Genomic DNA, 21,015 nt, shown 5'->3' with positions numbered 1-21,015 from the left:
CCTTCATGGCAAATCCTATCCGCGTTGGCCTGATCGGGGCCGGATACATCGCCGGTTGGCACGCCGACGCCCTGCGCGCCACCAAGGGTGTACAGCTGACGGCGATCTGCGACGTGTCCGAACGGGCGGCGCGGGGGATGGCCGAGGGCTATGGCCTGCGCGCCTTCACTTCCGTCGAAGAGCTGATCGGCAGCGGGGCCTGCGACGCGGTGCACATTCTGACCCCGCCGCATCTGCACCGCGATCTGGCGATCCAGTGCCTTAAGGGTGGGCTGCATGTCCTGGTGGAAAAGCCGGTCGCGACCTCGGCGGCGGACACCCGGGCGATCCTGAAGGCCGCCGAAACGGCGGGCAAACGGTTCCACGCCGGGCACAACTTTCTGGGCCTGCCGTCCTACCAGCGGCTCAAGTCCATGATGCAGGGCGGCGATCTTGGCCGCGTTTCGGGGGCCGAGATCACCTGGGCGCTGCCACTTGCCCCGCTGCGGTCGGGGCCGTTCAACCTCTGGCTTCTGCGCGAGCCGCGGAACCTGCTGCTAGAGCTGGGGCCGCATCTGGTGGCCTTTGCGGTCGACCTCTTCGGCCCGCTCGACGTGACCTTTGCCGAGGCCAGCAAACCCGTCGACCTGCCGGGCAACGATCCGCGCCCGCAGGGGTTCCGCATTCTGGCCAAGGCGGGCGGGGTGGACATCACCTTCACCCTCTCGCTGGTCGAAACGACGGACGACCGGTCGGTCACGCTGCGTGGGTCGTCGGCGCGGGCGCGTCTGGATTACGCCAGCGACGTGCTGATCGTCGAGCGTGAGAACACCGCCGATCTGGTGGTGAACCCGCTCAGGCGGCAGCTGTCGCTCGCGGGCCAGCATCTGCGCGAAGGGTTTCGCAATGCCTGGGTGCAGGGCCGGTCGCTGAACACACGCAACCCCTACGGCCAGAGCTTTCGCGGAATGAACGCCGCCATCTACGGGTCGCTTGCCAGCGGCGCCGAGGCGGATGCGCGCTTTTCCAGCAAAAGCGCGGTCACGGTCATGGAGACCATCGACGCGGCGCTTAAGAAACTGCCGAAAAAGGTCCTGACAGTCGCCGCACCGCCCGCGCAGACCCGCGCGCCGCAACCCACCGCACTGGTCATCGGCGGCACCGGCTTTATCGGCCGCGCCCTGACCCGGCGGCTGGTGGCCGATGGCCGCGATGTGCGCGTGCTGTCGCGCGGGCGCACCGGCCCCTTCCCGGACCTGCCCGATCAGGTGGAAACCGTCGCCGCGTCGCTGCACGACAAGGACGCCCTGCGCGCAGCGATGGAGGGCATCGAGGTGGTCTTCAACCTGGCCAAATCGCTCGACGACACCTGGGAGGCAGCGCTGAAAAACGACGTCGGCGTCGCCGTCACCATCGCCGAAGCGGCGCAAGATGCCGGGGTCAAGCGGCTGGTCTACACCGGCACCATCGCCAGCTACGACATGTCCGATCCGTCGGCCAAGATCACCGAGGACACGCCCTTTCCCGACGACATGAGCGACCGCAACCTCTATGCCCGCTCCAAGGCCGAGTGCGAACGCCGTCTGATGCGGATGCACAACGAATCCGGTCTGCCGCTGGTCATTGCCCGGCCCGGAATCGTCGTGGGCGCGGGCGGGCCGCTGCAGCATTGGGGCATCGGGCGCTGGCACGGCGCGGGCGCGGTGCGCATCTGGGGGCCGGGCTACAACAAGCTGCCCTTCGTGCTGATCGACGACGTGGTCGATGGCCTGGTGCGGATGATCGACGCCGATGTCGTGGGCCAAAGCTTTAACCTGGTCGGCGACAGGATGCTGTCGGCGCGCGATTATTTCGACGCCATCCACGCCGCGACGGGGGCGCGGATCCGGGTCAAATCGGGCAATCTCTACGCGTTCTACGCCTCGGACGCGGTGAAGTATTTTCTGAAGAAACACGCGCTGCGGCGGCCCGAGGTGATCCGGCCCTCGCTGGCCGATTGGAAAAGCCGCGCGCATTTCTCGCCCTTCGTCAACGATGCGGCCAAGGACCGGCTGGGCTGGCGGCCCGAAACCGACCGCGCCGCCTTTGTTGAAAAAGCCATCGCCGATGCCAATCTCTTTGGGGTCTGAATGGCCGGGATTTGCCACTGTGCCGTAAACAATCCCCGTCAATTTGACTTATTTTGGACAGAATTGTCTGGTGTAACGTCCCCTGATGTCACGGCGCGCCCTGCCGTTGCGGAGTTGAGCAGATATGAATTTGGCCTTTGACAGGACGATTGCCGGCGCTTGGCTTGCGCCTCGATCCGTCGTGGCGTTCAATCTGCCAGGGTCGTGTGGGGCATGAATATGGCCAATCGCCCGAAATTCACCCGCAAGCGTAAGACCGCGCCCGAACCGGCCTCGGAAGAGCTCGAGCCTATCGCGCCGCTCGAGTCCCGCAGCCAGCGCGATGCACGCAAGGCCGCGGAAGCGGCCGAAGCGCAAGCCGCCGAACGCCGCCGCCGCGCGAGCGAAGCCGCCGCCCGCAAACGCGCCGAGGCCCGCAAGGCCGAAGAGGCGCGCAAGGCGGCAGCCGAGCAAGACCGCCGCGCCGAAGAGGCCCGCGTGGTCGAGGCCTCGCGCAAAGCCGAAGCCGCCCGAAAGCGCGCCGCCCAGAAAAAAGCCGAAGAGGCCCAGCGGGCCGAGGAGGTGCGCGCTGAACAGGAGGCCGCGGCGAAGCGGAAGGCCGAGGAGGCGCGCCCAGCCAAGGCCCTGCCCGCGGCCCCCGAGCGCCCCGCCGAAAGGCCGGTGCCCCAGCCTCCGGCCGTTCGCCCCGAGACGAAGCGCACCGGCGATATATGGCAAAGCCTCGATGAATTCCCGATCGACGAGCGCCATCTCGACCGGAATCGCATCATCACCGCCAGCCGTCACGACCCCGCCCATGCGGCCTTTGACGTGCTGCGCACGCGGCTGTTGCAGGCGCTGTCTCAGAACGGCTGGAAACGCGTCGCGATCACCTCTCCGACAAAGGATTGCGGCAAGACCTTTACCGCCGCCAATCTGGCGATCAGCCTGTCGCGTCAGGAAAACTGCCGGACGCTGCTGCTCGATTGCGACATGCGCAAACCGAGCCTGCACAAGGTCATGGGCGCGCGCGACCCCGGTTCGATGGGCGACATGCTGCGCGGCGCGATCGCGCCGGAGCGGCATTTGCAGCGCCCGGGCCCCAACACGATCCACGTCGGCCACAACCTGGCCTTCGGGTTCAACGGCATCAGTGAACCCTATGCCGCCGAGCTGCTGCAGGACCCGCGCTGCGCCGGGACGCTGCGCAAGGTGGACAGTCTTTTCGATCCCGATGTGATCCTGTTCGATCTGCCGCCCGCGCTCTATTCAGACGATGTCATCGCCTTTCGCCCGCAGGTCGATGGCGTTCTGCTGGTCGTCGGCGGCGGGCTGACCACCGAGAAAGAGGTGCGCGAGGTCGAAAGGCGCCTTGGCGATACTCCGCTTCTCGGCACCGTTCTGAACCGTGCCGAAGGCACGCAGCTGCGGAAATACCTTTACTGAGCCAGCGTCAGGGGCGCGCCTGCAGCGGCAGGAACCGGCCGAAGGACTGCCACGGCACCACGTCGGACAGATACCGCATCCCGGCCCATATGAGCGCCGCCAGTGCCGCCAGCCCCGCCAGCCATTTCAGCCCGCGCTTGCGGCGGTCCCGCGCGGTGCGGATTGGCGGAATGGCAACCACGGGCTGAATGCCCAGCATCCGTTCCATCTGTGCGGCGCTGCGAATCGTCGGGTTCATAAGCTCCAGTACCGCCGCCAGGAACAGTCCCGCCATCACGCTGGCCACCCCGCCCAGAAGCGCGATCTGCTTGCGGCTGCGCGACACTGGGTTTTCCGGCACCAACGCGGTTTCCAGCACTTCGAATCGGTCCATCTGCTGGCGATCCTCCAGCATCTGGCCCATCTCGGCCTCGGCCTTGCGGCGGGTGATGACGCCGTATTGTTCCTGCAGCTGGTCCAGTTGCCGTTCCAGCGCATTCAGATCGCGCTCTACCTCGGGGGCGGCGCGGATGCTGGCCTCGATCGCGGCGATGCGCCGTGCGATCAGGGCCTTCTGTTCTTGCAGCAGGCCGATCCGGCGCTCCAGCACCTCTTGCCGGGCGCGGCTGGAATCGCCCTCCAGCGACACGATCTGCTGGTCCAGCTCCAGATCCGTCTCGCGCAGGTTTGTCAGCTCGCCGCGCAGGGCGGTGATCCCCGCGGGCAGCGCGTCGGCATTGTCGCGCTTGAACGCGGCGATTTCGGCCTCGAGCGTCACGATATCGGTTTCGACGCGGGCTGCCTCTTGTTCGAAAAAGGTCAGGGTATCGCGGGCGCGGCTGGCGCTGCGGGCGCGGGATTGTTCGATCACCGAAGCCATCAGCTCGTTTGCCAGATCCGCGGCCTTTTGCGGGTCGCCCAGGCGCACCGTAATTAGCAGACCCGAGGGCGTTGCGTCAGGCTGAAAGCTTTGCGTGGGGTTGACGATCTCTTGGATCCGGGCGGCCTGGCGCATGCGAAAGATCTGTTCGTTCATCGTTATCGCCGGATCCTGGGAAAAGAGACCGTGCTTTTCCATGATACGCATGAGGTTGTCGCGCGCCATCAGCCGTTGTTCGATCAGCCGCACCCGGCGGGCGGCGTTGCTCACCTGGGCGGTGGCGCCGGCCAGCGAATCCGGTACGCGGGCGTCCTCGATCTGGACGACCGCAGTCGCCTCGTAGATTTTGGCCTGGTTCAGCGCAAAATAGAGCGACCCGGCGCAGCCCAGAACCGTGACCACGACGATCACCCAAAAGCGGCGGCGGAGCGCGGCAAGCGCCTCGTCGATCGACTGGAACTGGTTCATGTCATCGCTCCCGCAAAGTGGCCCCCAATGCGTTCGAAAGGTTTTGGCCCCGGCGCTGCCGGTTTGCCGCCACCTTCATGCCACAATGTAACGATTGCGCCTTATTTTCGCCATAAGTATTGCCGTGATTTCCGGAAACAGAGCGTCTCTGAATCCGGGACTGCCGCCACAATTTCGCCATATTTTCCAGTGGATAGGCTGGCGGTCGTGTCCGGCGTCAAAGCCCTCGAACGGTGATTGCCGCGCCCTTCGCGGGCGCGGTTCAATGTGTCGTGGCGCGGGTGCCCGGTCGCGCTCAGGCGCGCCGTTTCGCGCGCATCGCGCGCCGCCGTTCCATCGCGCTGGCGCGGGCATCGGCGCGGTCGTTGGCCGGTGCGGCGGCGGGGGCTGCGTCCGGCGCGGCCTGCTTCGGCGTGCCAAGCTCGGCCACGCGGGCGGCCAGATCGCTGAGCACGGGAAAGCGGAAGACGTCGGTGATCGACAGCGCGCGCACCCCAAGCCTGTCGCGGATCGCGCGATGCGCCTGGACCGCCAGCAGCGAATGCCCGCCGAGATCGAAGAAGCTGTCGCGTCCGGTGATGCCCTGCACACCCAGAACCTCGGTCCAGATCCGCGCGATCTGCGCCTCGGTTTCGGCGTCGGGCCGGGTGGACGACAGCTGTGTGACCGGCGCGCGCACCACAGGCTCGGCGCGCTGCGGCGCGGGCTGTGGCGCGGGAAGCGCGTTGCGGTCGACCTTCTTGTTCGGGGTCAGTGGAAAGCTCTCAAGCTGCTCGAAATGCCTTGGCACCATGTAATCGGGCAGCCGGGCGGACAGGACCTTTTTCAGATCGGCGTCGGACAGGGCGGCACCGGTATAATATCCCACCAGCCGCAGATCGCCCGGCGTGTCCTCGCGCGCCACGACGACGGCCTGGGTGATGTCCGCCTGCGCCTCGATCGCGGCCTCGATCTCGCCCAATTCGATGCGGAAGCCGCGCAGTTTGATCTGGTGATCGACCCGACCGATGAAATCGATCCGGCCATCCGCGCGCCGCCGGACCAGATCGCCGGTGCGGTACATCCGGCCCCCATGGAACGGGTTTTCGGCATAGCGTTCGGCGGTCAGCTCGGCGCGGTTCCAATAGCCGCGCGTCACGCCCTCGCCGCCGATCCAAAGCTCGCCGTCCTGCCCGATGGGCACCGCGTTGCGATCCGCGTCCAGAACGTAAAGCTGCGTGTTGGCGATGGGCAGGCCGATGTTGACGACGCCTTCGGTGACCTCTGCCGGTTCGACCGAGGACCAGATCGTGGTTTCAGTGGGGCCATACATATTGGTGATCGTGGCGCCTGTGATACCGTTGAATTCGGCCACCAGCGCGCCGGGCAAGGGCTCGCCGCCCAGCAACAGGTGCTGCACACCGCGCAGGGCAAAGCGCGCCTCGTCGTTCATGGCGATCATCCGCGCCATCGACGGGGTGCATTGCATATGCGTCACGCCATGCCGCACGATCTGCGCGGCGATAGAAAAATCGTCCGCGGCCAGTTCGGGCGCGTCGTTGGCGCGGGCCACGACCTGAGCCAGCGGCGTCAGCCCCTCAAGCACCAGATCGGGCGCGATGCCATAGTCGATCAGGCAGGCCACCTCGCCCACGCCGATCCGTTTCAGCTCTTCTACCCGCGCCAGCGCATCCTCGATTGTGCCGAACATGCCGCTGTCGTTGAAATAGCGCTCGAAGGCAAAGTCTAGGATGCCCTCCAGCTCGTCGGCCTCGAGTGATCCGAGGTCGAGCTCGAACGCGTTCTTCACACCCTCGGGCTTCTTGAAGGCCGGGAAGGCCCAGGCGTATTGCTTGATCAGCCCGGCGGCCGAGCGCAGGTAATCCTTCATCGGTTCGCGCGCGATCTCGCGCGCCTTGTCGCGGGTTTCGGCCAGGCAGGTGTGCAGCATCAGCGTCACGGTGAAATCCGCCGGGTCAAAGCCCGCATCGCGCAGCGCCTGGTGGTAGATGCCGATCTTGCCCGCCACTTCGTCGATGGACTGGCCCAGCAGGTGCGTCAGCACGTTGGCCCCCAGCCGCCCGGCCTCTTTCCAGGTTTCGGGGTTGCCCGCCGTGGTGACCCAGACCGGCAATTCCTTCGACACCGGGCGGGGCTGGGTGACGACCTCGTGCATCGTGCCATTCTTGCGGGCAAAGCCCACCGCCTCGCCGCGCCAGAGCTTGCGCAGGGTTTCGATGCTCTCGATCATTGCGGGTTTGTTCTGCGGCGGGGTGTTTTCCGGGCGCAGCACGAAGTCGTCGGGCTGCCAGCCGCTGGCGATGGCCAGCCCGGCGCGCCCGTTGGTCAGGTTGTCGATCACCGCCCATTCCTCGGCGATGCGGGCGGGATGGTGCAGCGGGGCGACGCAAGAGCCGGCGCGCACGCCGATGTTCTTGGTCATGCCCGCGACGGCGGCCCCGGTCACCGAGGGGTTGGGGTAGGGTCCGCCAAAGGCGTGGAAATGCCGCTCCGGCGTCCAGACCGCGACAAAGCCATGCGCGTCGGCGAATTTCGCGCCTTCCAGAAGGGTCTTGTACTTGTCGGGCCCGACGCCATCGTCGTTTCCCCAGTAGTAAAGGCTGAACTGCATCGCCTGGTCCGACATGGGCATCGGCCCGTTCGAGATCAGGCCGCGGTCTTCGTCGCTGGTCAGCACCACGGTAAAGCCGCGCGCTGTGGTCCAGAAAAGCTCGAGCACCGAGATGTCGAAGGACAGCGAGGTGACGGCCAGCCAGGTGCCGCCGTCCGCATGGGGTACATGCGCGTCCATTCCGGTGTAGAAATTGGCGACGTTGCGGTGTTCGACCATGACGCCCTTGGGCGTTCCGGTGCTGCCTGAGGTGTAGATCAGATAGGCCAGATCGGCGGGGCCGCTCAGGGCCTCGGGGGTGGTGGCCGGGGCTTGCGCGATGCGCGGATCAGCGTCGAGCGTCAGGATCTGCGCCGTCGTCTCGGGCAATTGCTCGCGTAGTGCGGATTGCGTCACGATCACCGTCGTGCCGCTGTCGGCGATGTAGTGGCGCAGACGGTCGGCCGGGAAGGCCGGGTCGAGCGGCAGGTAGGCCCCGCCCGCCTTGAGGATCGCCAAAGCGCCGACCATCAGGTCGACCGACCGGCGGGTGCAGAGCCCCACAACCACGTCCGGCCCCACGCCCATGCCGCGCAGAACATGCGCGGCGCGGTTGGCGCGGGCATTGAGGTCGGCATAGGTCAGGCTCTGCCCTTCGAATATCAGGGCGGCTGCGTCGGGGGTCTTTGCCGCCTGCGCTTCGAACGCGGCGTGCATGGTCAGGCTGCGGTCATGATCGGTTTCGGTGGCGTTCCAGCGGTTCAGCACCATCTCCCGCTCGCTGTCGGGCAGGTTGGGAAGCGCCGCGACATTGTCGGCACTGGCTCCCGCCAGCAACTCCAGTCGCGCGGCATAATGGCTCGCCTCCACCGCGCCGATGGCGCCGGTGTCGTGATGCAGCGTCGCCGTGCCGTCAGAGATTTCAACGGTCATCAGCGTGCCGGGGATCGGGCCCGCACCGTGGCTGAGCCCGATCTGCGGCTGCGTGACGCTCAGTGCCGGATCGCGCAGCGGCAGGTCGATGGCAAAGCCCTTGTTCCGCTCTGCCCGGTTCAGGGCGGTGCCCATCGCGGCGGCGAGGTCGTCCATCGTGCCAGACGTGGCGACGGTCAACGGCACCCAGCGCGACACAAACCCGCCACCGGCCAGTTCGACCAGATCGGCGGATGCGAACGCCAGGCTGACGGTGTCGCCGCCCACAAGGCGCGAGGCCCAGGCGGCCACGCGCGCGTCGCAGCCATCGGGCACTGTCAAAGGAAGGCTGGCAAAGCTGCCCGACGCCGCGCCGGCCTGCGGCAGCGTTGCGGCGGCCATCCCGGCCAACGCCTTGCGCCAGACCGCGTCGGACGCGGCGATGCCTTGCATCGTCTCCTCCGCCGCGGCCATATCCGGCGGGGTCAGCAGGTCACCCGCCTTGGCGATCTGCCGGGGATCGGCCGGGGTGCCATCTGCACCGCGCAGACCGCCTAGCACCAGCGCGCCGGTGCCGCAGGCCACGGTTAGGTGTGAACCGTCGATATCGATCACAGTGCCGGGGGCGGCGTGGCTTTCGGTGACGCGGGCCTCAGCCACGAACCACAGCTTGCCGCCCGCCATCAGCTTGGGCAGGCAGAGCGGGTTCCAGTAGGGGCCGTGATCCAGCGCGCGGATCAGTCGTTCCAATTCCACGGCGGGGCGGGAGAACTCCAGCAACCCACCGGCGGCGGGACGGTCGGCCAGCCCGTGATAACTGCGCTGGCTCAGGTCCTGCGGAATGCGCTGCGGCGCGGGGCCGTCGAGCTGCGCCATCAGGTCGTCGAAACTGTCGAGCGCGGCGGCGAAGGCTTTGGTGTTCAGCGTCAGCGCCGTGTCGGCATCGTTGATGTCGAACCCGCGGCTGACCAGGATATCGCCCTCGTCAACGCCACCCTCTATCATGTGCCAGGTGATGCCGTGGCGGGTTTCGCCCTCGATCAGCGCCCAGACCGGCGCGTTCAGCCCGGCATGGCGCGGCAGCGGGCCGTCGTGAAAGTTCACGGCCCCGCGCGTGGCCAGCGCCAGCACATCGTCGGGCATGATCGTCAGATTGGCGATGCTCAGCAGCCAGTCGGCGCGGGTGCCGCCCAGCCGTTCGGCCAGCCCCTTGCCCGGTGCGACGACCGTCAGGCCGTGCCCCCCGGCCCACTCCGCCACCGCCGGGCTGGAGGTCACCACCGCGCGGATCGCGTGACCCGCGCCGCGCAGCTTGTCGCCGCATTGCAGGGTCAGGGTGTCGTTACCGATCAGAAGGCAGGAAAAGGGCATCTGGATCACTCCGCTTGGGCGTCAATCGCGGTTCGCGCCGCCGGGGGCCGAACCGCGCGGGGCTTTCCCGGCAAAGGCCGGAAAAGCGCCGAAAGGTCATGTTGCAAAAGATCCCGCAGGAAATGCGGCGGGTCGGCGGGCGGTTTTTTCTGTACCAGCCGCCGCAGCCGCCAGAGCGTGCCGCCGAGGGCATGCATCAGCGTGGCCGCCGCCGCATAGGCGCGGCCGTGGTTCTTGGTGAAGTAATGCCAGCGGCTGTCGAACCAAAAGCGCGGGGTCCGCGCCCAGGTCTTCATCCCGGTCGAGACCGACCCGATATGCGCCACGTGGCTGTCGCGCACGTAATGCGTTTCGAACCCCGCGCGGGCGGCGCGCAGGCAGAGGTCGGTTTCCTCGAAATAAAGAAAGAACGTCTCGTCAAAGAGCCCGATCCGGTCCAGCAACGACTGCCGCATCAGCATCGACGCCCCCGCCAGCCAGTCGACGCGCTGCGTTGCCTCCGGAACGCCCATCGGCACGATCTTTTGGCGCAGCGCGCGGCTGATCGGGCCGAAGCGGGCCGCGCCCTCGAGCTCTGACCAGAGCGTTGGAAAGCGGAAGGCGGTCACATGCGGACCGCCCTCTGGGCCGTGGATGTAGCTGCCGGCGAACCCGGCCTCGGGATGGGTTTCCAGGTGATCCAGCAGCTTGCGGAGCGCGTCCGGCGCCGGGAAGGCGTCGGAGTTCAGGATATAGACGTAATCGGGCGCACCGTCGCTGCGGCCCGCGCGGATGCCGACGTTGTTGCCTGCGCCGAAGCCGCCGTTCTGGCCCGACTGGATCACGCGGATCGGCGTGCCCTGCGCCCAGCCTGCCGCAACACCCGCCTGCAGGGCCTCGAAAGACCCGTCGCCGCTGTCGTTGTCGACGATGACCATCTCGGCATCGAGCCCCTGCATCGCCCGCGCGGCATGTTCCGCCGCCCGCAGCGTCATGTCGGGGGTACGGTAGTTCAGCAGGACGATCAGCAGACGGGGCTCGGACATGGGCTATTCCGCCGCGTGGATGTTGGGGAAGGCGACGACCTCGCCATGGCCAGCTGCCTGCGCCTCGGCGGCCTCGATCGCCTCGCGCATCAGGCCCGCCAGAACCCGCACGTTGGGCTCCAGCACCATGCTGTCGTGATCGCCGGGCACCTCGTGCACCTCGACCTGCGGCGCGACGCTGCCCCAATCGTTGTCGGGCAGAACGTAGGTGCGTTCGGAATTGACCAGACGACCGCCCGACACCGTCCACTTGCCTACCAGCGGCGGACGGTAGAGCACCACCCGCCCATTCCAGGGCCGAACCTGATAGGCGGCGATGGCGCGGTAAAAGGCGGCCTCGATTTCCGCGTTGTGGAAGGCGGCCTCTGCATCGGTCGCGCCGGTATCGCGGCGCTTGGCGAATTCCCAGGCGATGCGGTTCTTCGCCCAGATCAGAGGATAAAGCGGGCCGCGGGCGCGCGCCTCGTGCCACTGGATGATCAGCCGGTCCTTGCGCGACAGGGTACGGCGCCTCGGCAGCGGCGTGTCGAGCATGACGACAAGCGACACCTCTTGCCCCGCGGTGTCCAGCTGATGCGCGATCTCGTAGGCGGTTATGCCGCCGCCCGAGAAGCCGCCGATCATATAGGGCCCTTCGGGCTGAACCTGCCGGATCTCGGCGATATAGGCGCGGGCGGCCTCTTCGATGGTGTCGTGCGGCGCCTCACCGCCGTAGAGCCCCTTGGCCTGCAGGCCGTAGAACGGCCGGTCGTGGCCCAGAAGGTTGGCCAGATGGCGCAGGTTCAGCACGTTGCCGAACATCCCCGCCACCAGGAAGAACGGCTGGCGCGGCCCGCCTTCGCCGTCGTGCATGGCGACCAGATGCTTGAAGCGGCGTTCGGGGGCCTTGGGCGCCTCTGCGTCCGTGTCGCCGGTGTGGCCGGTCTGTTCGGCGATAAGCGCGGCGCATTTGCGGATGGTCGGAGCCTCGAACAGGACCGAGATCGGGAAATCGACGCGGTAGGCTTTCTTGACCATCGAGAAGAGGCGCACGGCGATCAGGCTGTGCCCGCCCAGGTCAAAGAAGCTGTCCTCGACACCGACGTTTTGAACGCCCAGCAGATCCTCCCAGAACCCGGCGAGGGTGCGTTCGATATCGGTCTCGGGCGCGACGTAATCGCCATCGAGCTGCGGGCGGTCGAATTTCTGCGCCGCACCCGCCTGGACCGAGCTTGCGGCGGTCTGGCGGGTCAGCTGATCCAGGTCCATCGACGACACGACGACCTGCGGCTGACCCAGCGCCAGCGCCCGGCGGAAGGCATCGACCCCTTCGGCGGGCAGAATGCCCTGGCTGAGGTTGTGGGCCAGACGTTCCTCGGCCGGCGACAGCGGCTGGGCGCTGCCCGTGGCGTCGACCAGTTCGACCTCTGCGGCGGTCAGGCGCGGGGCGGCGGTAAGCGCGGCGCTGTCGGCCAGCTTGCGAATGGTGAAGCCTGCGATTTCTACGCAGACCTGTCCGTCCGGCGCGCAAAGCGTGATGTCGAAGCTGGCGGTCTCGCCGTCGGCGCGGTTGTCGGCGGCGTTGCGGACCCAGCTGACGATCCGCGCGGGCAGAGGGCCGTGGACGCGGACGCGGGCATAGGACACCGGCACCCAGAGATGCGTGGGCTGGTAGCCCTCGATCAGTTCCATCGCCCAGCCTGTCGCGATGTCCAGCAAAGCGGGGTGCAGGATATAGCCGCCGTCCTGCGCGGCGGCCTCGGGCAGTGACAGATCGGCGATGCCCTCGCCGCGCCCGATGGCGCGGGTGTCGAGCACTTTCCAGCGCGGGCCGAAGGCTAGATGGACCTCTTGCGCCGAGGCCAGTTTCGACCCTGTTCCGGCCAAAAGCGCCTGTCCGCAGCGCGCGCGGATCGCTAACAGGTCGAGCGGATCGGGCCGTTTCAGAGGGGTCAGCGCCAGCCGCGCCTGCGCGGTCAGGCAATGGCCGTGCCGCCCGCCCAAGGTACAATCGGCCAGCACGTCCATCCCGTAGCCCTCGGCGCTGCGGCTGAGGCGCAGGCGCACGTCGCGCTCGGCCCCGTCGGCCACGCGCAGCGGGCGCAGGAAGTTCAGGTCGCGGATCTCGAACGCGCCGTCTTCGTGATGGGCGCGCAGCGCATGGGCGGCGAGCGTCAGATAGCCGCTGCCGGGCAGCAGCGCGTCACCGGCGGCGGTGCGGTGTTCGTCGATGAACCAGTCGTCGGTGCCATAGCGCGCGGTAAACACACGGTTGCCCTGCGTGTCGAAGGTCGCCTTGTCGAGCATCGGCAGATCGACCGCGTCGACCGGCGCGTCGGGCAGATCGCCGGTGCGTTCGGCCACCGCCTCGGCGGCCATGCCGACCTCGTTCCAGATGCCCCAGTTGATCGCGGTCACGCGGGTCTTGCCGCCCGCCCGCGCCTGCGCGAAGGCGTTGAGGAATTCGTTGGCGGCAACGTAATCGACCTGCCCCGCCGGGGCGGTCACGGTCGAGGACGACGCAAAGAGCGCGATCCAGTCGACGCTGCCGTCGGGGAAGAGCTGGTCCAGCACCAGCGCGCCGTGGATCTTGGGCGTGAACACGTCCTCGACCGTGGCGGGGCTTTTGGTCATCAGCGGCGCGTCGGCGATCACGCCCGCGCCGTGGATCACGCCGGTGATCGGCCCGAAACGCTCGGTCGCGGCGTCAACGACGCGGCGCATCTGGGTCAGGTTGCAGACATCGGCGGCGGCGGTCATGACCGTGCCGCCCGCCTCTTCCAGCATGCGCACGGCGCGGATGCGGCGGGCGAGGCTGTCCTGCGGGGCGTGGCGGGCCAGGTAACTGTCCCAGTTGTCGCGGGGCGGCAGATCGTGCCGGGCGACGAGGATCAGGTTGGCCCCCTTGGCGGCGAAATCGCGCGCCAGCGTCAGGCCGATGCCGCCGAAGCCGCCGGTGATCAGATAGGTGCCCTCCGCCGCCTCGGGCGCGGGGGCCAGAGGCACAGGTTTCATCGCGCATTCAAAGCGCCGGTCGGCGCGCAGGGCGGCGACACTGGCGGCGGGTTCGGCCAGCAGATCCTCGAGCACGCGGGTCTGCAGCGCGGCCATCGCGGCGCGCTGCGCCGCCTCGGTGCGGGCGCGCTGCCAGAATGGCGCGTCGGGCACGGCAGGCAGTTGGAGATCGAGCGTCGCCACGCTGACCCCGGGCAATTCGCGCGGGATCACACGGGCCGGGCCGGCGATGGTGGATTTCGCGGGATAGGGCAGGCCCTCGTCGCGCAGGCGCGCCGCGCCGTTGGTGACGACGGTCAGATGCAGGGGGCGGGGCAGGTTCTCGTCGGCGATGGCCTGCGCGAGGAACATCAGCGCATAGAAACCCTGCTCTTGCACGCGGTGGAAAAAGCTTGATCCCGGGCGGTGGCTTTCGTCGGCGGTCACCAGCCAGAAATGTGCGATGCGGGTCGGGGTGCGGCCGCTTTGCACGAGGTCTTGCAGCAGTTGGTCGTACCCGTCGCGCCCGCGCTCGGGGGCGAGGATGTAGCGGGTGTCCGAAAGTCGCGCGAAGGTGTCGCCGGGGCGCAGTTCGATCACGTCATGCCCGGCGGCGCGTAGCCTGTCGGCGCAGCCCTGCGCCAGCCCCGCATCGTCCATGAACATCAGCCAGGTCTGCGGCGTGGCGTCGGCAAGGCCGTCGATCACATCGACCTCGACTTGGGCGGCGCGGGGCCGCCAGACCGGTTTCCAGCCCCATTGCGCCACGTCGTCGCTGCGCATCAGATAGGTCGGCGCGGCATCGGTCCGGGCCCTGCCCGGTTCGATGAAATAGGGGGCGTGCTGGAAGGCGTAGCTGGGCAGCGGCACGCGGTGGCGGCGGGCGTCGCCCCAGATCTGACCCCAGTCGATGTCCGCCCCCAGCGCCCACATGCGGCCCAGCACCTCGAACATGTGCTTGTCGTCGGGGATGGCGTCGTCGGGGTGGCGCAGCGACGACAGCACCTGATTGGCGCTGACCTCGGAGTGCTGGCGGGCGAGGGCGGAAAGCGCCTTGCCCGGGCCGACCTCGAGGAAGATGCGGTTCTCGGCGGCAAGCGCGCCGATGCAATCGGCGAAATGGACGGTGCCGCGCAGGTGTTCGACCCAATAGTCCGGGTCGGTGGCCTGGGCGTCGGTCATCATCTGGCCGGTGCGGTTCGAGGTCAGCGGGATCTGCGGCGGGTTCAGGGCGATCGACCGCAGGTAGGCGCGGAAATCGTTGAGGATGGGCTCGAGCATCCGGGAATGCGCGGCGATGTCGATGGGGATGCGCTGGAAGTCGATGTCCTGTGCCTGGAGCGCGGTTTCGAGCGCGTCGAGCGCTGCCTGAGGGCCGGAGGCGACGGAGAGGTCGGGCGCGTTGATCGCGCCGAGGTCGAGATCGTCGCCGAGCATCGGGCGCAGCCTGTCGGCGGGCAGGGCGACCGACAGCATGCCGCCCTTGGGAACGCCGTCGAAGAGGGTGCCGCGCAGATGGACGAGGCCGATGCAATCCTCGAAGGCCATGACACCGGCGACGCAGGCGGCGGTGTTTTCGCCCATGGAATGCCCGGCCAGAGCCGCCGGTTCGATGCCCCAGGACATCCAGAGCTGCGCCAGCGCATATTCGGTGATCATGATCAGCGGCAATTGCAGCGAGGGTCGGCGCAGCGCCTCTTCGGCCCGTTGCCGGTCCTCCTCGGCAGGAAACCACAGCGCCCGGATGTCGGCGTCGGTCAGGGTGGCGAGGTGATCGAGCCCGCGGTCCATCCATTCGGCGAAGACCGGCTCGGTCTCGTAGAGGTCGCGGGCCATGCCGGTGTACTGCGCGCCGCCGCCGGGGAAGGTGAAGACCGTGTCGGGGCGGTCGAGCGCGCTGTGCGAATGCACCCGGCGGGGGGCATCCTCGGACAGCAGGCGGGCGGCCTCGGCGGGGTTTTCGGCGACCACGATGCGGCGTTTGTCAAAGGCGCGGCGGCCTTGCTGCAGGGTCCAGGCGACGTCGGCCAGCGGCTGGTCGGGGTGATCGCGCAGGTGTTGGGCCAGCCGTCTGGCGTTTTCGTCCAGCGCGGTTTTCGAGCGGGCCGACAGGGTGAGGATCTGGAACGGCCAGTCGCTTTCGTCCGATGCACCGCGTGCGGGCGCCTCTTGCAGGACCGCGTGGGCGTTGGTGCCGCCCACGCCCAGAGAGTTCACACCGGCGCGGCGGGGATGGCCAGCGGAGGGCCAGTCCGACAGCCGGTCATTGACGCGGAACGGCGAGGCGTCGAAGTCGATGGCGGGGTTCGGGGCCTCGAACCCCAGCGAGGGCGGCATCTGCTTGTGATGCAGCGCGAGGCTGGTCTTGATCAGGCTCGCCACGCCCGCCGCCGTATCGAGATGGCCGATGTTGGTCTTGACGCTGCCGATGCGGGTGCGGCCCACCGTGTCGGAGGTTTCGCGGAACGCCTGGGTCAGGGCCGCCACCTCGATCGGGTCGCCCAGATAGGTGCCGGTGCCGTGGCATTCGACATAATCCACCGTGTCGGCGGTGACGCCGGCGATGGCCTGCGCCTCGGCCACGGCCTGGGCCTGCCCGTCGACCGACGGGGCGAGATAGCCCGCCTTGGCGGCGCCGTCGTTGTTCACCGCCGAGCCCTTGAGCACCGCCCATATGTGGTCGCCGTCGGCCACCGCGTCGGCCATGCGGCGCAGCACCACGACGCCCGCGCCCGACCCGAAGACCGTGCCTTGCGCGCGGTGGTCGAAGGCGTGGCATTCGCCGTCGGGCGACAGGATCTCGTTTTCCTTGTAGAGATAGCCGCGCCCCTGCGGCAGCTCGATCGTCACGCCGCCCGCCAGCGCCATGTCGCATTCGCCGTTGAGCAACGCCTGCGCGGCGTAATGGGTGGCCACCAGCGACGTGGAACAGGCGGTTTGCAGGTTGATCGATGGCCCGTGCAGATCCAGCACGTGGCTGAGCCGCGTGGTCATGAAATCCTTGTCGTTGCCGGTGTGGCGCAGCAGGAACATGCCGGTGTTTTCCACCAGGTCCGGGTTCGAGCAGACGTTGAAATAGAAATAGCTGCCCATGCCGCAGCCCGCGAAGACGCCGACCTGACCGTCGAAACTTTCGGGCACGTGACCGGCGTTTTCCAGCGCCTCCCACGCGGTTTCCAGAAACCGGCGGTGCTGGGGGTCCATGATCGCGGCTTCCTTGGGCGAGAGGCCGAAGAAATCTGCGTCGAACATCTCGAACCCGTCGAGGGGGGCGGCGAAGGGCACGTAATCGCGATGCCGGATCAGACCCGGATCCTCGCCTGCCTCAAGCAACTCGTCCTCGGTCAGCCGGCGGATCGACGAGACGCCATCGCGCAGGTTGCGCCAATAGGCCTCGATGTCGGCGGCGCCGGGCAGATGCGCGGCCATGCCGACGATGGCGATGTCGTTATCGCCCCAATCCTGTTGCATGTCCCTTGTCATCGATTTTTTATCCCGGCAGACGCGCGTCGGCGTCGAGTATCCGGCAAATGCGGGGGAATTGCGGCGAATTTTCGATATGCCCCCGCGATTTCGCCACATTCCCCAGTCTGGAGTAGGATACTGTCCCGGCTGTCGCAGCATTATCACAGGTTAAGTTCGATTGTTGCGCGAATCGGGCGCGCAACCCTAGAGTGCTTTGGCCGACAGCGCCACAATTTCGCCCCAATTCAGCCAGAGTGCGGCCCCTGCTGCGGCAAGCCCGGCAAGGGCGAAAACGAGGTCGTGCAGCGGGTCCCATGCGCCCATGCGCCGGGCCAGCCAGATCACGACCGGGTAGGCCAGAACGATGGCGACGCCCTGGGCGATCAGCGCGCCGACCAGCCCGGCAAGGCTCAGCCCGACAAGGATGCACACGATCATCAGAACCCCGCGCGTGGCGGCCAGAACGAAGAACCGCTTGCTGTCGCCCGCCGCCAGCGCCGCCTGATCGTAGGTCTGCACGATGATCTGCGGCATCTGCATGCAGGCGATCAGCACGACCACCGCCCCGGCGGCGAAATACCGTGGATCGTACATCAGATCGACCAGCCAGACCCCCAGCGCGGCAAAGCCTGCGACCAGGGTCATCAGCGCCGCGGTGACCGCATAGCGCATTTTGCGCAGTTTCTCGAAGTTCTCTCGGCTTTCCGAGGGCGGGGCCTCGCGGTAGATCGGGATCAGGATGCGCCGCGTCACCATCCCGCCCAACAGCATCGGGAACGAGGCCAGAAAGTACCCGATGTTGTAGATCCCGAACAGATCGAGGCTGAGGTATTTGCCGATCAGCAGCTTGTCGCCCTGGCTGAACAGAAAGCCGGCGATGGTGGACAGAAAAATCCATTTGCCGAAGTTGATCAGTTCCCGCGCGGCGGCGGGCTCCCAGCGGAAGCGGTTGCGTTCGCCCGGCAGGAAGCGCGAGTTGACGACAACCTCGACCAACCCCCCGACAAGGCCGCTGAAGACAAGCGCCCAGACCGATCCGGTCAGCCAGGCAAGGAGAACAGCGACGATCAGCCCCGAGATCTGGGTGACCGCGTCCAGCATGGTGACCCGGCCCAGCATGAGATGCCGGTTGGCGGTGTCCATCCGCGTCGGTCTGAATCCGGCGATCAGCAGGGTCAGCCCCGTCACGGGCACCAGCTGCATCAGCTGATCCTCGCCATAGACGACGGCAATGGGCCAGGCCAGCGCGCAGGTGGTCAACCACAGACCGGCGCCCCGGATCACCTGTATTGTCCAGGCGGTGTTCAGAAAATCCGGATCGTCGCCGCGTTTGCTTTGCAGGATGGCCGGGGTGACACCGACATCGGAAAACATCGCCAGGCCCATCATGACGACCATGACCAGCGCCATCATCCCGAAGGCCTCGGGGAACAATAGCCGCGTCAGGATCAGGTTCGACGCCAGCCGCAGCGCCTGGCTGAAGCCAAAGCCGCCCACGGTGAACAGCGATGACCGCAGTGCCCTGTCCGAGAGCGAAGTACCCTGAAGTCGCGTAAGAAGCGCGCTCATCGGCCCCGGCTCCAGTCCTTGGCGCGCGCCCGCGTCAGGCGCGAGGCCAGAGCAACGCCCGAATAGACAGCGAACCCGACGGGATCGCGCAGCGCCAGCGCCAGCTTGCCGCTGTGTGCCAGCGGCGCCGTGTCGTCATTGGCCATAAGCGCGGGATAGTCCCGCCGGATCTGGTCGACCCCGGCGTCCTGCCTGCGGCGCACACGGATCAGCGCGCGCAGGCCTTCGGCGATGGGCCAGTGATAGGGGGACGGGACGGCGATCCGTTCCTCCGGGGCAAAGTGGAGCCGCACGAAGGTGTCGTCCGAAATGATCTCGGGAAACGCGCCCCAGCGGGCGCGACCGGCTGCGTTGACGGCGAAGGCTCCGCAGCCCGGCACGCCTATGGCCATGAACGGCACGCGCCGCCAGATCCGCGCATAGGCGCGCGACACCGGTCCCTGCGCCTCGATCAGGACCCGCCCGCTGGCATAGCGCGGCGCGTCGGTGTCCAGCGCCGTGGCGATCTGCACCAGCAGATCGCGCCCGACCCGTACATCGGCGTCGAGATAGAGCCGGACCGCCCCGGTCGCCGCAGCGTCCCCGGCGTTGAGCGCGGCCAGCTTGTTGCCCTCGGCCCGTTCGATGACCTGCAGGCGCCAGCCGCGCCGGTCGAAACCGGCAGCGGTCGCGCGCGCGGCGTCGGCGGTGGCATCGCGGCAGCCGTTGGCGACGACGATCACCTCGACCGGTTCGTCCCGCTCCCAGCGCGACAACAGCAGCGCGTCGAGGCACGCGCCGATCAGCGCCGCCTCGTTGCTGGCCGGTACGATAACCGACAGCGATTCCGCATTCCTTGTCATCTTGCGTACCAATGTGGCCACACATCCTATCTTTCGCACGCGTCTTTACGCGCCATCTGACAGGAAACTGTGGCCAAAGGGTGATTTTTCTTCAAACTGGTGGCAAGTGCCGCAAGACGACGGCAGGCGAAAAATCGAATTGGCGGTGAACGTGACGCAGGCGATGCGGATCGGCTATCTCGTGCCTCAGTTTCCGGGGCAGACGCACATCTTTTTCTGGCGCGAGGTTCTGGCTCTCCGCGAGAGGGGCGTCGACGTGCATTTGCTGTCCACCCGTCCGCCGCCTCCGGGTCTGATCGCGCATGACTGGTCGGACGAGGCGATGTCCGAGACTACCTACCTGGGCCGGATGGATCCTCTGGCGGCGCTGGGCGGGCTGACCCGTACTCTGCCGCGGGGGCTTGCGCTGTGGATGATGCAGGAGGGGCCGGTCTTCGCCCGCGACGCCGGGCTCATGCTGTCGGCGGCGCAGCAATTGCTCGGCTACGCGCGCGAGCACGCGCTTGACCATATCCATGCGCATTCCTGTGCCCGCGCCGGGCTGATCGCAGCGCTGGCGCGCCGGATGGGCGGGCCGGCCTATTCGATGACGCTGCACGGGCCGCTGTCGGATTACGGCGCGGGGCAGCGCTTTAAATGGCGCGGCGCGGCGTTTGCGACTGTCATCACGAAAAAGCTTCTCGCCGAGGTCGAAGAAGAACTGGCCGGTCACCTGCCGCCCCGGATCGTGGTCCGCGCGATGGGTGTCGACACCGAGGTGCTGCGCCGCGACACGCCCTATCGGCCGCCGGAAAAGGGGCGCCCGGTGCGGATTTTTTCCTGCGGGCGGCTTAACGTTGTGAAGGGACACCAGGATCTGATGGCGGCGATGCGGCGGCTGCTGGATCAGGGGGTGGATGTCCGGCTGGAAATCGCGGGCGAAGACGACGACGGCGGCAGCGGCTTCCGCGCCGAGCTTGAGCGGACGCTCAAGGACCTGCGGCTGCAGGATCACGTCAAGCTCTTGGGCGCGATCGACGCAGGCGCGGTACGGGCCAAACTGCTGGAGGCGCATGTCTTTGCCCTGGCCAGTTGGCACGAGCCGCTGGGCGTCGCCTATATGGAGGCCATGGCCTGCGGCGTGCCGGTGATCGGCACCGAGGCGGGCGGCGTGCCCGAGCTGATCGAGGATGGCCGGACCGGAAAACTGGTGCCGCCCAAGGACCCCGGCGCACTGGCCCGGGCGATCCGCGATCTGGCGGGCGACCCGGACAAGGCGCAAAGGCTGGCCGAGGCGGGCCGCGCCCATGTCGAGGCGCATTTCCGCGCCTCGCTGGGCGCCGAGACGTTGATCGAGGAAATCTCCCGTCTGACACGTTGAGCGACGCAGCCCCGGGCTGGCCCCGGGGCCTCCTGACCGTGTTGCGCC

The 21,015-nt window shown here is 67.7% G+C and carries 9 protein-coding genes; 3 read left to right on the top strand and 6 right to left on the bottom strand.

The features are described from left to right. Positions 1–5 precede the first annotated feature (5 nt). On the top strand, positions 6–2,108 hold the full coding sequence (locus tag RXV88_RS05995) for an NAD-dependent epimerase/dehydratase family protein (protein WP_316291197.1): 2,103 nt from the start codon (positions 6–8) through the stop codon (positions 2,106–2,108). 213 nt (positions 2,109–2,321) lie between these two features. Beyond that, positions 2,322–3,533, top strand: a complete 1,212-nt coding sequence (locus RXV88_RS05990) for a CpsD/CapB family tyrosine-protein kinase (protein WP_316291196.1) — start codon at positions 2,322–2,324, stop codon at positions 3,531–3,533. Positions 3,534–3,540: 7 nt separating this feature from the next. Here the strand turns inward: RXV88_RS05990 and RXV88_RS05985 are convergent, their stop codons facing one another. The 6 genes from RXV88_RS05985 to RXV88_RS05960 form a co-directional block, all read right to left on the bottom strand. Continuing rightward, the gene (locus tag RXV88_RS05985) at positions 3,541–4,860 is read right to left on the bottom strand and encodes a GumC family protein (RefSeq protein ID WP_316291195.1); all 1,320 of its coding nucleotides are present in this window, start codon (positions 4,858–4,860) and stop codon (positions 3,541–3,543) included. Positions 4,861–5,155: 295 nt separating this feature from the next. Continuing rightward, positions 5,156–9,733 carry a MupA/Atu3671 family FMN-dependent luciferase-like monooxygenase gene (locus RXV88_RS05980; RefSeq protein ID WP_316291194.1) on the bottom strand — a complete coding sequence of 1,526 codons (4,578 nt, stop codon included), beginning with the start codon at positions 9,731–9,733 and terminating at the stop codon, positions 5,156–5,158. A gap of 5 nt (positions 9,734–9,738) precedes the next feature. Continuing rightward, positions 9,739–10,758: a glycosyltransferase family 2 protein gene (locus RXV88_RS05975; protein WP_316291193.1), complete on the bottom strand. Its 1,020-nt coding sequence runs from the start codon at positions 10,756–10,758 to the stop codon at positions 9,739–9,741. Positions 10,759–10,761: 3 nt separating this feature from the next. After that, positions 10,762–17,202 (bottom strand): type I polyketide synthase, encoded by a 6,441-nt coding sequence (locus tag RXV88_RS05970; RefSeq protein ID WP_316291192.1) that lies wholly within the window; start codon positions 17,200–17,202, stop codon positions 10,762–10,764. Positions 17,203–17,400: 198 nt separating this feature from the next. Further along, positions 17,401–18,765: an oligosaccharide flippase family protein gene (locus RXV88_RS05965; protein ID WP_316291191.1), complete on the bottom strand. Its 1,365-nt coding sequence runs from the start codon at positions 18,763–18,765 to the stop codon at positions 17,401–17,403. Next, positions 18,762–19,607: a glycosyltransferase family A protein gene (locus RXV88_RS05960; protein WP_316291190.1), complete on the bottom strand. Its 846-nt coding sequence runs from the start codon at positions 19,605–19,607 to the stop codon at positions 18,762–18,764. The genes RXV88_RS05965 and RXV88_RS05960 overlap by 4 nt, the downstream gene beginning before the upstream one ends. A gap of 163 nt (positions 19,608–19,770) precedes the next feature. On the opposite strand from RXV88_RS05960, the gene epsE reads away from it, so the two are divergent. Then, complete coding sequence (gene epsE, locus RXV88_RS05955) at positions 19,771–20,967, top strand: exopolysaccharide biosynthesis GT4 family glycosyltransferase EpsE (RefSeq protein WP_316291208.1); 1,197 nt, start codon at positions 19,771–19,773, stop codon at positions 20,965–20,967. The last annotated feature ends 48 nt before the right edge of the window (positions 20,968–21,015 follow it).

Origin of the sequence: Aestuariicoccus sp. MJ-SS9 (genome assembly GCF_032586235.1) — a bacterium.
Classification (GTDB): Bacteria; Pseudomonadota; Alphaproteobacteria; order Rhodobacterales; family Rhodobacteraceae; genus Aestuariicoccus.
The sequence above is the reverse complement of the archived record's forward strand: the minus strand, read 5'-3'. Positions and strand labels throughout refer to the sequence as shown.